Origin of the sequence: Massilia sp. DJPM01 (assembly GCF_030348125.1) — a bacterium.
In the GTDB taxonomy this organism is placed as follows: Bacteria; Pseudomonadota; Gammaproteobacteria; order Burkholderiales; family Burkholderiaceae_D; genus Telluria_A; species Telluria_A frigida.
Genome location: NZ_JAQOZV010000003.1, coordinates 15,739 through 30,939, shown reverse-complemented (window position 1 = coordinate 30,939; position 15,201 = coordinate 15,739). Strand labels below are relative to the sequence as shown.

The 15,201-nt window shown below is 59.9% G+C and carries 4 protein-coding genes; all 4 read left to right on the top strand.

Annotation, left to right across the window (positions count from 1 at the left end):
• Positions 1-52 precede the first annotated feature (52 nt).
• Positions 53-3,400 carry an ACP S-malonyltransferase gene (gene fabD, locus PO883_RS02735; protein ID WP_289308397.1) on the top strand — a complete coding sequence of 1,116 codons (3,348 nt, stop codon included), beginning with the start codon at positions 53-55 and terminating at the stop codon, positions 3,398-3,400.
• 18 nt (positions 3,401-3,418) lie between these two features.
• Positions 3,419-3,670, top strand: coding sequence for a hypothetical protein (locus tag PO883_RS02730; protein ID WP_289308396.1), 252 nt, complete (start codon positions 3,419-3,421; stop codon positions 3,668-3,670).
• Positions 3,671-3,771: 101 nt separating this feature from the next.
• Positions 3,772-5,745 carry an asparagine synthase (glutamine-hydrolyzing) gene (asnB, locus tag PO883_RS02725; RefSeq protein ID WP_289308395.1) on the top strand — a complete coding sequence of 658 codons (1,974 nt, stop codon included), beginning with the start codon at positions 3,772-3,774 and terminating at the stop codon, positions 5,743-5,745.
• A complete protein-coding gene (locus PO883_RS02720; RefSeq protein ID WP_289308394.1) occupies positions 5,745-15,194 on the top strand; it encodes an SDR family NAD(P)-dependent oxidoreductase in 9,450 nt (3,149 codons plus the stop codon). The genes asnB and PO883_RS02720 overlap by 1 nt, the downstream gene beginning before the upstream one ends.
• Positions 15,195-15,201: the final 7 nt, after the last annotated feature.

Genomic DNA, 15,201 nt, shown 5'->3' with positions numbered 1-15,201 from the left:
ATTTACATGGAACGACACAGATAATCAGCGAAGAAAGTAGTTTGATAACGCCATGACGCGAAAAATCGTGTTTCTCCTTTCAGGCCAGGGCTCCCAGTATTATCAAATGGGCCAACAGCTGTATTCCGCCGACAGCGTTTTCAGACGCTATATGGATGAGCTGGATCAGATTGCCGTATCCATGTGCGGTTATTCGGTTACGCAGGTGCTGTATGGTGGCGGCAAGGGCAAGGCGGCGGAGTTCTCCCGTACCATTCATACCCATCCGGCGATTTTCATGCTGGAATTTTCGCTGGCTCAAGCCTTGATGGCGCGTGGAATAAAACCGGATTATCTGTTCGGCAGCAGCCTGGGCGAATTTGTGGCGGCGGCGCTGGCTGGAGTCGCCGCGCCTGAAGCCATCTTGCGCAATGTAATCCATAAAGCGCACAGCGTGGAGCGATTGTGCGAGCCGGGCGCGATGCTGACTATTTTGCACGATCCGGCGCTGTACCGGCTCGATCCGGTACTCAACCGGCTTAGTACCCTGGCCGGTATCAACTACGACAAGCACTTTGTGGTTTCCGGCACCCGCGCCAATCTGGAGACGATCTATCGTCATCTCCAGGACCAAGGTATCGCCGCCTTGAAATTACCGATCTCGCACGGCTTTCATTCTCCTGCGATGGATGCCAGTCATGCCGAGGTGCACAGCGCAGACACGCTTCTTTCCTGGGAGGCGCCGAAGATCCCAATGATTTCGTGCCTGCTCGGAGGCGAAGTCAAGTCAATATCACAAGATTACTTTTGGCAGGTCGGCCGCCAGCCCATTCTGTTTCGGGAAGCGTTGACCAGCCTGCTTGATGCAGAGCATGGCGCTGTCGATTTTGTCGATATCGGGCCGTCTGGAACGCTGGCTGGTTTCGTCAAGCAGCATCTGCGCGCTGCCAGCGAGCACCGTACCTTCATCGTTATGTCGCCATTCATGAACGAGGTGGATGGTTTTGCGCAGGTCGTCAACGAACTCGGCACTCATGCTGCCGGGAACATACTCAGTGGAGAAACAACGCAGATGATCGCCTACGTATTCCCGGGCCAGGGCGCCCAGAAAAAAGGCATGGGACAGGAGCTGTTCGCGCAGTTTCCCGATTTGCTGGCGCAGGCTGACGCGCTGCTCGGGTATTCGCTCAAGGACTTATGCCTGAATGATCCGCGCCAGCAACTCGATCATACTTTGTACACGCAGCCGGCCTTGTATGTGGTCAACGCGTTGTCCTATCTGGCCGAACGGGCCGCTGGTGGGCGCGCCCCGACCTTTGTGGCAGGTCACAGCCTGGGCGAATACAGTGCATTGTTTGCGGCGGGCATGGTCGATTTCGAGACCGGCTTGAAGCTGGTGCAAAAGCGCGCGGCATTGATGGCGCAGGCTACCGCTGGCGCAATGGCGGCGGTGATTGGATTGGATGCCGATACCATCCGCGGCGTCCTGGCCGCCGCCGCATTCAAGCACATCGATATCGCCAATTTCAATACGCCGTCGCAGATTGTCATTTCTGGGGCGCGTGATGAAATCCTTGCCGCCAAAGCGATCCTGGAGAGCACAGCGGGCTGCCGTACCGTCGTGCCCTTGCCGGTGAGCGGTGCTTTCCATTCGAGATTGATGGAGCAGGCCAAGATCGAGTTTGAACGCTTCCTGGCACCGTTCACTTTTCTGGAACCCGCATTTCCGGTGATTTCGAATGTCAGTGCGCGCCCCTACGATAGCGCTACCGCGAAAGCCCTGCTGGCACAGCAGATAAGCCACTCGGTGAACTGGGTTGCCTCGGTCTGCTATATGTGGGGCCAGGGAGTGGAAGAGTTCAAGGAACTGGGGCCGGGAAAAGTGCTGACAGGCCTGATTGCCAAGATCAAGGCAGAGGCAAGCCCCTTGCTGGTCGCCGACACCAAAAAGGCGCATGCGCCGGCCCGATCCCTGCCCGATAGCGTCCAAGTGGCGCCTGTCGTGCGGCCGGTGCCGGCGGCTGCCTCGGAGCGCATCAGCGCGGCAAGCCTGGGTTCGGCCCAGTTCAAGGCTGACTACGGGCTCGCCTATGCCTATGTCGGCGGCGCCATGGTGCATGGCATCGCCTCGGAGGCGATGGTGATCCGCATGGCGCGCGCTGGCATGCTGGCGTATTTTGGTACCGGCGCCTTGTCGGCGGCGCGGGTCGAACAAGCCATCCTGCAGATACAGCGCGAACTCAAGCCGGGGCAGGCGTATGGCATGAACCTGCTGAACGGTTCCAGGGAAGAGGCCATCGTGGAGCTGCTTCTCAAGCACCAGGTGCGCAACGTCGAAGCGTCCGCGTATATGCAAATCACTTCGGGACTGGTCCTGTACCGTTTGCGTGGCCTGGAGCAGATGGCTGACGGCACCGTGGCGGCGAAAAACCGGATCATGGCGAAACTCTCGCGTCCTGAAATCGCTGCCGGTTTCTTGAGTCCGGCGCCGGACCGCCTGGTTCAAAAACTGCTGCAGCAAGGCCTGATCACTACGCAGCAGGCGCAATGGTCCAGGCAGGTGCCGATGGCTGACGATATTTGCGTCGAAGCCGATTCCGGCGGCCATACCGACAGCGGCGTGGCAGCTGCCTTGCTGCCGGCAATACAGCGCCAGCGCGATGCCGCGATGGCGAGCCACCGTTACAGCAAGTACATACGGGTCGGCAGCGCCGGCGGCATCGGCACGCCGGAAGCCGCGGCCGCCGCGTTCATCCTGGGCGCCGACTTCATCGTTACCGGCTCCATCAATCAATGCACGGTGGAAGCCGGTACCAGCGACGCCGTCAAGAATCTTTTGCAGGACATGGATGTCCAGGATACCGATTACGCACCTGCCGGCGACATGTTCGAGCTGGGTGCGAGGGTGCAGGTGTTGAAACGTGGAATCTTCTTCCCGGTGCGCGCGAACAAGCTGTATGACGTGTATCGGGCGGTGGAGTCGATTGAACAGATCGATGAAAAAACGGCAAAGCTGATCCAGGAAAAATACTTCCAGCGCAGCTTCAGCGAGGTCTATGAAGAATGCAAACGTTACCATCCGGCCGAACAGATTGCGCAAGCTGAACAGAATCCAAAAAAGAAGATGGCGCTTATTTTCCGCTGGTACTTTGGCCACAGCAACCGCCTGGCGCTGCTTGGCGATATGGAAAACAAGGTCGACTTTCAAATCCATTGCGGCCCCGCACTGGGTGCCTTCAATCAATGGGTCAGGGGAACTGCGCTGGAAGACTGGCGCAAGCGGCATGTCGATGCCATCGGCGTCAAGCTGATGGATGAGACGGCGACCCTGTTGACGACCCGATTTGCGGCATTGCTCGGCAAGGCCGTGGCGGTGCAGCCGGCCGCGACGCGCCACATGGCCACCCCAGTAACCCAATAACAGCTCATAGAGGAAATCATGGAAGAGAAAATCAGGCTGTTTATTGAACAGACCTTTCTGTTTGAATTTGGCGACGACATTACCTCCACAACCGACCTGTTCAAGGCCGGCGTGATCGATTCCTTCGGTTACGTGCAATTGATGCATTTTCTGGAAAGCGAATTCGCGTTCAAGTACAGCGACGACGAATTCCTGACGCAGATCCTGGTCTCCCTCGACAGCCTGGTCGATTCGGTGCGCGAAAAAATGGAAGCCAACGCCGCCGCCTGAGAATCAGGTTCCAGCAAGACACGGTTTTATTACATACGGCCTCCCGCATGGCGGGAGCGCTGTGCTCGTTTGCGTTCTCATAATCGAAGGAAATTTTACAAATGTGTGGAATTGCCGGGTTGTACACCTCACGTCCAGATGCTGCTCCCAGCCCGGACACCATCAAAAAAATGCTGGCACTGATCCAGCATCGCGGCCCGGACGAAGCGGGATATTTCATTGATGACCGGCTGGCGATGGGAACCGTCCGGCTCAGCATCATCGATGTGGCTTCGGGCACCCAGCCGCTCAGCGATAGCGCTGAGCGCTACTGGATCTGTTACAACGGCGAACTGTATAACTACAAGGAACTACGCTCGCAATTGCAAGGCCTTGGCCGCCGATTCCGCACCAATTCAGATACGGAAGTGCTCTTGCAAGCCTGGATCGAATGGGGGGAAGCCTGCTTGCCGCGCCTGAACGGCGCGTTTGGCTTTGCCATCTACGATACCTGGGAAAAAAGCCTGTTCCTGGCGCGTGACCGCTATGGCAAACGCCCGCTGTTTTATGCGCGCAAAGATGGCGACTTCCTGTTCGCCTCCGAGATGAAGGCCTTCATGGGACTGAAGGACTTTGCCTTTGCCGCCGATCCGCAACAGCTGGCCTCGATCTTTGCCCAATGGACGCCGCTGCCGCACCAGAGTGGATTTAAGGATATCGAGCAGTTGCCCATGGGTTGCTTTCTGCGGGTGGCGAATGGACAGGTGGTACAGGGCCAATATGAGCAGCTTGGCTTCAAGCCGACGTATGCCATCGACAGTGAAGCCGAGGCGATCGAGCAGGTCAGGAATTCACTGAGCGACAGTGTACGCCTGCGTTTGCGCAGCGACGTCGAAGTGGGGGTCTACCTGAGTGGCGGCCTGGATTCCGCGGTCATTGCCCAGCTGGCCACGGAGATGTCGAACCAGCAAGTACATACCTTTTCGGTTGGCTTCGAGGATAAATACTTTGACGAGTCGGATGATCAGCAAGAGGTAAGCCGCTTCCTCGGCACCAGCCACAGCGCCATCACGATGACCCATGCCGACATCGCCGAGACGTTTCCGCAGGCGCTGTATCACGCCGAGATGCCGGCATTTCGCACGGCCTTCGTGCCCATGTACCTGCTGTCGAAGTCGGTACGCGACAAGGGGATCAAGGTGGTCTTGAGCGGCGAGGGTGCGGACGAGGCATTCCTGGGCTACGACCTGTTCAAGGAGACCCTGTTGCGCCAGTCCTGGGGCAATTACGACAATGACGAGCGCAAGCGTCAGATTTCCAGGATGTATCCCTATCTGCGGCATTTCGACGAGGGACACGCGGCCAAATTGCTGGGCTTGTTCCAGCAATTCACGCAAGAGCAGATGCCCGGCCTGTTTTCGCATGAAATCCGCTTCCAGAACGGCCGTTTTGCCAACCGCCTGTTGAATCAAAAAGCCGATCCATTCGCGGCATTGCTGCAACTGACCGGGGAGGACGCGCAGTTCTCCAGCCTGAATGGCATCGAGAAAGCACAGTGGCTTGAATTCAAGACCCTGCTGTCGGGCTATTTGCTGTCGACCCAGGGCGAGCGCATGAGCCTGGCCCATGGGGTTGAGAACCGCTGCCCGTTTCTCGACCCGGATGTGGTGAACCTGGCCGCCTCGGTCAACCTGAAATTCGACGACGGCAGCAATGAAAAATATCTGATCAAGAAAGCCTTCGAAAACCGCATCCCGGCTAGCATCATCAGCAAGCATAAGCATCCTTATCGGGCTCCGGATAGCGCGGCATTCGCGCAGCATCGGCCCGATTATCTGGAACTGCTGCTGTCCGAGTCGGAGTTGAAAAAAATGCCGTATCTCGACATCGGGTTCGCCAAGGCCCTGACCAAAAAGATCTTCAGCAGCGATCCGGCCAGCATCAGCACGCGTGAAAACCAGGCCTTCATCTATCTATTGTCGAGCGCGATGCTCGATCGCCAGTTTGTCAGACGAGAAGGGCTTCCGGATATCGATGTCGCGCGTATTGAAAAAGTCCTGGTGCGGGCCGTAGATCAACGAAGTGGAGTCCATTGATGCTGAATTTCCTGAATAATTTCAAGCGCAAGCCCGGCAAGCCGGAAGCAGTCGACACGCCCGATGATGTCGCCATCATCGGCCTATCGTTGCGGCTGCCGCAGGCGGATACGCTCGATGAATTCTGGACCAACCTGATGGCACAGAAATCGTCGATCACCGAAGTGCCGGCCCAGCGCTGGGATAAACAGGCCTACTACGGCGACCCGCGCAAGGCCGACGACAAGACCAATAGCATCTGGGGTGGTTTTGTCGACCATGCCGACTGTTTTGACGCCGAATTTTTCAAGATTTCTCCGCGCGAAGCGCAAAACATGGATCCCCAGCAACGCTTTGCCATGGAATTGTCCTGGAAAGCCATCGAGGATGCAGGCTATCGCCCGAGCCAGCTGGCTGGCTCCAACACCGGTGTGTATATGGGGGTCTGTCACTGGGACTACGCCGAGCTGTTTGAAAAAACCGGACAGAAAGTCGATGCGTATTTCCCCACCGGCACCGCGTATTCGATCATCGCCAACCGGATTTCACACTATTTCGACTTTGCCGGACCCAGCATCATCAACGATACGGCGTGCGCCAGTTCGCTGGTCTCGGTGTATCAGGCGGTGCGCGCGCTACAAAACGGCGAATGCGATACCGCGCTGGCCGGCGGCGTGAATCTGTGCTGGTCGGTCAACCACTTCATCGCCTTCAGTAAAAACGGCATGTTGTCGAAAGATGGATTGTGCAAGGCCTTCGACAGTAGCGCCGACGGCTACGTGCGCGGCGAAGGTGGCGCCGTGCTGCTGTTGAAGCCGCTACGGCAGGCGCAGGCCGATGGCGATCTGATACATGCGGTTATCAAAGGCATCGGCACCAATCACGGCGGGCGCACCAATTCGCTCACCGTCACCAATCCGAAGGCGCAGGCGCGTCTGATCAGCCAGATTTACAGGAAGGCCGGTATCGCACCCGACAGTGTCAGCTATATCGAGGCGCATGGACCTGGCACGCCGCTCGGCGATCCGGTTGAAGTCATGGGATTGAAGACAGCATTTCGCGACCTGCACGAGCGCTTGGGCACCACGGCGCAGGCGGCCAGCTGCGGCCTTGGTTCAGTCAAGACCAATATCGGCCACCTGGAAGGCGCGGCCGGCGTCGCAGGCATGATCAAGGTGGTTGCCGCGATGCAGCACCAGACCTTGCCGGGAAATGTCAATTTTCAACGTTTGAATCCACTCATCAAACTGGAAGACAGCCCATTTTTTGTGGTTTCCGAAACGACGCCATGGCACCGTGGAGCGCTTCCGCTGCGCGCCGGCGTCAGCTCTTTCGGCTTCGGCGGCAGTAATGCGCACGTCATCCTGGAAGAATTCGTGGCGCAAGCGGGGCCCAATGTGGCGCTCGGGCCGGTCTACCTGGTGCCCGTGTCGGCGCGCGACGCTGAACGCTTGCGCGAATCGGTCAGCGCTCTCCTGGACTATGTGACATCGCACAAGAGCGTGGATCTGGGAGCGTTGGCGTATACGCTGCAAACTGGTCGTGAAGCCATGGCGGAAAGGACGGTCTTTGCCGTCAGCGACGGCGCCGATCTGACGGCAAAGCTGGAAGCCTGGCTTGCCGGGAAAAAGAACATCGCCCAATGCTGGCGCGGCCAGCAGGATCAAGGCGGCAAACTGGTCGATCTGCTGGCAGCCGACGACGGTTATCGCGCGCTGCTCCAGCAATGGGCAGCCAACGGCCAGCTCGACAAGCTGGCGGAATTGTGGGCGCAAGGAGGCGAACTCGACTGGCAGATCTTGTATGCCGAAGGAAAACCGCAAAAACTGCGCCTGCCGACCTATCCCTTTGCCAAAGTGCGTCATTGGTTTGCTGATAGCAAGGTGCGTGCCGATAGCCAGGCCCAGGCGGCGCAAATCGATGTGCTGCATCCCTTGCTGCACAAGAATATCTCCACCCTCAAGCAACAGATCTACAGTGCCGAATTCAGCGGTCGTGAATTTTTCCTGGCCGACCATGTGGTTGCACACAACAAGGTCATGCCGGGTGTGGCCTACCTTGAAATGGTCAGGGCCGCGCTCGCCCTGGCACTCGATGGCGGCCAGAACATCTTGCTGAAAAATGTGGTCTGGACGCGGCCGCTGGCGATTGGCGACCAGCCGGTCACGGTGCAGCTTGGCCTGCTGCCCCAGGCAGGAGGGGACATCGCGTATACCGTCTCCAGCATGGTCGATGGACAGCCGGTGGTGCATAGCCAGGGCCGGGCGCTGGTCGAGGAAAACGCGCAACATCCGGTACTCGATCTGGCGCAATTGAAAGCCGCCTGCGCGCACATGCATTCCGTACCCGATTGCTACGCCCGCCTCGCTGCGGCCGGCATGGCGCATGGCCCCAGCTTGCAAGGACTGGCATCGGTGCATGCCGGAGAGCGTCAGGTGCTGGCGCAACTACGCTTGCCGGAGGTGCTTGCGGCGCAGGCTGATCAGTATTTCTTGCATCCTGCCATGCTCGATTCGGCGATTCAAGGCACGGTTGCCTTGCTCGGTGGAGAGCGTCCGGCGCTGCCATTCGCGCTGGAGGAACTGCGTATTATTGCCCCATGCACGCCGCATATGTGGGCGTGGATACGGTATAGCGATGCGTCTGCGAAAGAGACGTCGATGCCGAAATTCGATATTGACATCTGCAACGAACGCGCCGAGGTGTGCGTGCGCATGAGCGGCTTGTCGTTGCGCTTGCTTGAGGCTCCCGCCAATGCTGTTGCGCCAGCGCTGCCCGTCGGCATGGATGTGCTGTACAGCCGCAGCGAATGGCATGAGCGGCCTCTGGTGCCGGCTGCGCCTGCCGTGGCCGGCGCGCCTGCGCTCAGCGTCTTCCTGGCCTTGCCAGCCGATCAACCAGCGTTGCTGCAGGAATTGAGCGAGCGGCTGGGCGCGCATGTCGAGGCCTTGATTTTGCCGCCTCTTGCGCAGGCGGCAGAAGGCCTGGAAAGTGCCTTGCTGACAGTGTTGCGCCGTGTCCAGAAATTGATGGCCGAGCGTAGCAAGGTACAGGTTTGCATTGTCGTCCCGGAGTCCGAAGGCGGGCGGCTGTTGGCGCCGTTGGCGTCGCTGCTCAAGACCGCCAGCCAGGAAAGCTCGCGCGTGCAAGGCAAACTGATTACTGTGGCCGGCTTGGAAAGCTTGCCAGCCGACCAGCTGGCCGATCTGATCCGTGCCGAAATCGGCGCGGCCGACCAGTTCGCCGAGATCCGTATCGGCCAGGATGGCTTGCGCCAGGTGCGTCTTGCGCGCGAGATTGTCTTGCCGCCAGCTGCTGGCTGGGGCTTCAAGGAAGGTGGTGTCTACTGGATCACTGGCGGGCTCGGTGGATTAGGCGCCCTTGTCGGCGATTTTCTGGCGAACACCCGTGATGTCACACTGGTGCTGAGCGGCCGCTCGCCGGCACGCGGCCGCGATGCCGCCTTGCGCGCGCGCGGGGTGACGGTCGACTACATGGAAGCCGATATTGGCATTGCTGCCGACGTGCAGCAAGTGGTGGCGGCCATCATTGAGAAATATGGCGCGCTAAACGGTATCGTGCATTGCGCCGGCGTGCTCCAGGATGCCTTTATCGCCAACAAGACGGAGCAACAAGTCGCCGCCGTTTTCGGGCCCAAAGTGCATGGCGTGGTGAACATCGATCAAGCCACCCGCGACATTGATCTCGACTTTTTATTGCTGTTTTCATCGGTTGCCGCGATCAATGGCGGTGCCGGCCAGTCCGACTATGGCGTTGCGAATGCCTTTTTGGATGCGTATGCAAGTCACCGCCAGGCGCAGGTGCAGGCTGGCCTGCGGCGCGGCCAGACCATCGCGGTCAACTGGCCGCTGTGGGCTGCGGGCGGCATGCAGATGGATGAGGCCAATGTCGACGCGATGCGCCGGCGCACCGGCATGCAACCGTTGCCGACCGCGCAAGGCCTTGGCGCCATGGCGGCCATCCTCGCCTCCGGCCAGGGCGGCCAGGTTGCCGTTTCCTATGGACAGGCTGATGCCTTACGCCATTTCATGGCGGCTCAGGAAACCCGCAAGCCGGACCAGCCGCCTGCGGCGGTAGCGGCGCCTGCCGGGGCCAGTATCGAGGCGCAGACGCTGACCTTGCTGAAAGAGACGCTCGGCAAGGTGCTCAAGCTTGATCCGGCGAAAATCCGAAGTAGCGAAAAATTCGAGCAGTACGGCTTTGATTCCATCATGGCGGTCGACATGACCTTGCAACTGGAAGAGCGGATCGGATCCCTGCCCAAGACACTGTTCTTTGAATATGTCGATTTGCAAGGAATCGCCACGTATCTTCTGGAAGAGCACTTGCTTGCCTTGACGGCGACCTTGAGCACCCCGGCGAAAACCGGTCCGGCGACAATGGGCATGGCGGAAAAACCATTGTCGATGGACCCGGCACCGGTCGCTGCGGCGGTGCCGGTGGCAAACCGTTTTACGGCGCTTGCGGCGCTGCCGCCGGCGCCGGCGGAATCGGATTATCACGATATCGCCGTCATCGGCCTGGCTGGACGTTACCCGCACGCCGACACGATGGAGCAATTCTGGGAGGTGCTCAAGAATGGCCGCCATTGTTTCGAGAAAATCCCTTCCGAGCGTTGGCGGCATGCCGGGATCTATCACGATGAACGCGATATCCTGGGCAAGAGCACGATCAAGAATGGCAGCTTCCTGAGTGATATCGACAAGTTCGATCCGCGCTATTTCAACATGTCCCAACGCGACGCCGAACTGATGTCGCCGGAAGTGCGCTTGTTCCTGCAAGTCGGTGTCGAGGCCTTCGAAGACGCCGGCTATTCCCGCGAACAGATGCACAAGCAGTACGACGGCGATGTCGGTGTGCTGGTCGGCACCATGAGCAATCACTACGGCTTGCTCGGCTTCCAGAACATGCTGACCCGCGGCGCGCGCGCCAATGGCAGTTATACCGGGACCTTGCCGAACATGCTGTCGTATTTTTACGGCTTCAGCGGCCCGTCGATTTTCATGGATACCATGTGCTCGGCGGCGTCGACGTGCATCGACCAGGCGGTCCATATGCTACGGGGCAAGCAATGCAAGATGGTCCTGGCCGGCGGCGCCAATTTGCTGCTGCATCCCTATAATTTCATTTCCAGCTCGCAGGAGCATTTTACGACCAAGACCTCGGAGCTGATCCGCAGCTACGGCCTTGGCGCCGACGGCACGATCCTGGGCGAAGGTGTTGGTGCGGTACTGCTGAAGCCGCTGGTCGAGGCCATCAAGGACAAAGATCACATCTACGGCATCATCAAAGGCACTGCCATCAATAATGCCGGCGTGCGCAACGGCTTTACCGTGCCCAGCCCCACCATGCAGGCGAAGGTGGTGCAAAAGGCATTGCGCGATGCCGCCATCGATCCCCGTACGGTCAGCTATCTGGAGGGACATGGCTCCGGAACCAAACTGGGCGACCCGATTGAAATCAAGGCGCTCACCCAGGCTTACCGCGCATACACCGATACCAGGCAATTCTGTCCGATAGGATCGGTCAAATCGAATATCGCGCATCTGCTGGCGGCAGCCGGCGTGGCTGGATTCACCAAGGTCCTGTTGCAGCTCAAGCACAAGCAGATTGTTCCTTCATTGCACTCGGCGGAACTCAATCCGGACATTCCGTTTGCTGAATCGCCGTTCTACGTGCAGCGCGAGCTGAGCGACTGGCAACGCCCGACCCTCATCGAAGATGGCGTCGAGCGCGTCTATCCGCGCCGTGCCGGGGTCACCTCCATCGGCGCGGGCGGCATGAACTCGCACATCATCGTCGAAGAATACGCGCAACCATCGGCGCTATCGGGTGCGCTGCCACAGCCAAGGTTGGTGCTGTTCTCGGCGATGAGCAAGGCCATGCTGCACCTCTATCTGGAGCGCATGCGCAGCCATCTGGAACAACACCCGGATACCGACCTTGCCTCCTTGTCGTACACCCTGCAGGTCGGCCGCAATGCCTTGCCATGCCGTTTTGCCACGGTGATTTCCACCAGCGCGCAGCTAGTGCAGGCGATGGCAGCATTTGTGCAAGGAGAGGCGACGCCGGCAGTCAGCTTTGTGGAAAACATCCTCGCCAGCGACGACAGCTTCGACGACGCCGAGGTCGCGCATGGCGTCGCTGCGGGCGATCTGGCGCGGATTGCGCACTGCTGGGCGCAGGGAGCAAGCATTGACTGGGATCGCTTGTGGAATGGCCAGTTGCCGTACAAGATCTCCCTCCCGAATTACCCGTTCGAAAAAATCCGTTGCTGGTATGAGCTCGATGCGGAAGCGCCGACATTGGACAATCCCTTGTCGACGCAGCGCAAGCTGCATCCCTTCATGGGCCGTAACGCGTCGGATCTGGCATCGGTACGCTATGTCAGCGATTTTCGCATCGACGATGTGCTGGACTATGCCTTCCATCGCGGAGCCCGGCAACAGATCTTGCCAACCTTTGTGCTCGACACCGCGCTGGCGCTGGCCCGGGTGTCCGGCGTCCAGGGCAGCGTGACCTTGCGCAATCTCGTTTGCCATGGCGATATTGACTGGGGTCTGGTCAAACATCTCCAGAGCGCCATCGCCGCCGATGGCGAGAACCGCTTCGAGGGCCACATTGTCTGGCTTGGGCAGGATGGGGTAGCGCAGTTGCTGGCCCGCTTCCAGCTGCAGGGAGACAGCGCTGCGCGCAGCGCTGCGGCGCCGCTCGATGTATCGGCAGTGCCGGTACGCCGCTCGGTCAGCGCCACCGGGTTTTATGATGAATTGAAAGAAGGCGGCCTCGATTACGCACCGTATCTGGAAAGTGTGCAGCAGGTGCGCATGCTGGCCAGCGGCGCATGCCTGGTCACGGTGCAGGAGCCATCCTTGAAGCAGCATCATTTTCCTGCCAATGTGAGCCTGGCGCCGATGGTGCTGGGAGCGCTCCTGCAGGTAACGCAATTCCTGGCAAAACAGGATGGATTGGCCGATTGGGCCTGGTACGCGCCGTTGGCGATGGACCAGCTTACCCTCGATACAGGCGAGGTTGCCCATCTGCTGTTCCATGGTCTGAGCGGTGTCGTCGACCTGCTCGATGCCGACGGTGCAACCCTGGGGACCTTATCCGGATTGCGCTTTGGCAGCATTGCACCGCAGGCTGACCAGCCGCCCGCCGAAGCACAGACGGCGGTTGCCGATGCGGCAGCTGAAAATACGAACATCATGACCGACCTGGTGGCGGGGATTCGCGCGAGAATGGCGGCGATCCTCAAATTCGAGGCCATCGATATCGACACCAGGACGCCGTTTTACAGCCTGGGCTTCGATTCGATTTCGATGACTGAGCTGGCCGCCAACATCAGCGCGGCCTTTGGCGTGGTCCTGACGCCGGCCTTGTTCTTTGAAATGGAAAACGTCGATCAGCTGGCCACGCATCTGCTGAGCACCCATCGGCTCAAGCTGCAGGACCGCTGGCGCCGGGACCATCAAACCCACGCCCGGATCACGCGCCCTGCGGTACTGGCGCCACCGACCCTGGCGCGTCGCCAGCCTGTAGCGCCGGCAACGGCCAGCCAGGATATGCCGATTGCCATCATCGGCGCGGCCGGGAAATTTCCGGGCGCGGAAAATCTCGATGCATTCTGGACCAATCTGCACGAGGGCCGGAATGCGATCGAATCCTTGCCCATGGATCGCTACGGAGCTGCCTATCAGGAAACAGTGCGTGCCGCCGACTTCCCCAAGAAGGCGGGCATTTTGCACAGCATCGATCGCTTCGACGCCGGCTTTTTCAATATCTCGCCGGCGGAAGCCGAATTGATGGACCCGCAACATCGCCTGTTCCTGGAGGCAGTCTGGAGTGCGCTGGAGAATGCAGCTTACCGCGCCAGCGGCCTGCCTGCCAATACCGGGGTCTATGTCGGCGTGTCCGCCACCGATTATGCGACCCTGCTGACGGCACATGGGGTTGCGGTCGATACTTATACGGCGACCGGAACCGCCCACTCCATGCTGGCCAACCGGGTCTCCTTTTTCCTCGACGTGCATGGTCCAAGCCAGGCGATCGATACGGCCTGCTCAAGCTCGCTGGTGGCATTGCACCGGGCGGTGGAGAGCATCCGCAGCGGACAGTGCGACATGGTGATCGCCGGCGGCGTCAACGTGGCCCTGAGCGTCGACACCTTTGTCGGCGCCCACATGGCTGGCATGTTGAGTCCGGACGGACAATGTAAAACCTTTTCCGAGCGCGCCAACGGCTATGTGCGCGGCGAAGGCGTGGCGGCGCTGGTGCTCAAGCCGCTGCATCAGGCCGAACGCGATGGCGATACGATTCTCGGGGTCATCCTGGGCAGTGCGGAGAACCATGGCGGACGCGCCAACTCGCTGACCGCGCCCAATCCCAGGGCGCAGGCCGAACTGCTTGAAACGGCGATGCGCGGCATTGATCCGGCCAGTATCGGCTATATCGAAACGCACGGCACCGGCACCAGCCTGGGCGACCCGGTCGAGATCAGCGGCCTCAAACTTGCCTTTGCCAATCTGCAAAAAGAGCATGGCGGCAAACCGCTACCCGAGGGGCATTGCGGTCTTGGTTCGGTCAAATCGAATATCGGCCATCTCGAAGCCGCCGCGGGGATCGCCGGCGTCGTCAAGGTCTTGCTGTCGATGCAGCATGGTTTGCTGCCAGCGAGCCTGCATTGCGACGTCATCAATCCCTACATCGATCTGGCTGGCAGTCCTTTCCATATCGTGCGCGAGCGTTCCGCATGGCCGCAGGCGCAAGACGAGAGAGGGCAGCCGCTGCCGCGTCGTGCCGGTGTCAGCAGTTTCGGTTTTGGTGGCGCCAATGCGCACGTCGTGCTGGAAGAGTACCTCGCCCAACCTGCCGCCGCGCCGCTGAACGCGGGACCGTATCTGATCGTGCTGTCGGCGCGCAGCGAAGACCGTTTGCGCAGGGCCGCCAGGAATCTGTACATGCTGGCGAAAAGCGCCGTGCCGCAAGCCGGTCTGATGGAGCGCATCGCCTATACGCTGCAGGTCGGGCGTGAAGCGATGCAGGAGCGGCTGGCCCTGTCAGCCGGATCGCTCGACGAGCTGGCCGATTTATTGTTGTCCTTCCTTGAGAGCCGGGCCTTGGGCGAGCGCCTGTTGCGCGGTTCGGTCAAGCGAGTCGGCGCTGCGGACCGGCTGCCGGCGCCGCCACATGCCAGTGCACAGCAACTGCTGCGGAACTGGGTCGACGGTCAGTTTGTCGACTGGGATCGACTCTATCAACATCGCCCACGGCGCATGGCGCTGCCGACCTATCCCTTTGCCCCGGACCGCTATTGGATCCCGAATCTGGCAAAACCCTTTGACGAGTTGCTGGTCGGGCAAGTGCTCGATGACGTGTTGGCTGACGCGGTCAGTCTCGACGAAGCGATAGTTGTGTTGAAGCAGGCCGGTTACGGCCTGCCGGAATGAAAACCAG